At 33.5% G+C, this 203-nt stretch carries 1 protein-coding gene; it reads right to left on the bottom strand.

The genetic code is table 11. The features are described from left to right. Positions 1 to 12: 12 nt before the first annotated feature. The coding region (locus FGF67_RS17195; RefSeq protein ID WP_139698941.1) for an integrase core domain-containing protein at positions 13 to 203 on the bottom strand (191 nt) is incomplete at its 5' end.

Below are 203 nucleotides of genomic sequence, written 5' to 3'. Positions count from 1 at the left end.
TTAAAAATTGATTTACGCTGTTTTTAAATATACCATATTTGGTGTTTTATAGTCTAAAGATACATGTAATCTAATTTGGTTGTATAGATTGATTGCACTTTTTGTTGCTCTTTTGGCGTGTTGTACGCTATCAAAGGTCTGGTCAAGATAAAACTCGTCTTTTAGGATGCCGTTTACACGTTCAGCAATAGCGTTTTCGTAGC

The organism is Allotamlana fucoidanivorans, from assembly GCF_006265225.1.
Taxonomy (GTDB): Bacteria; Bacteroidota; Bacteroidia; order Flavobacteriales; family Flavobacteriaceae; genus Allotamlana; species Allotamlana fucoidanivorans.
Note: the sequence above shows the minus strand (reverse complement) of the source record. Positions and strands in the feature narration are given on the sequence as shown.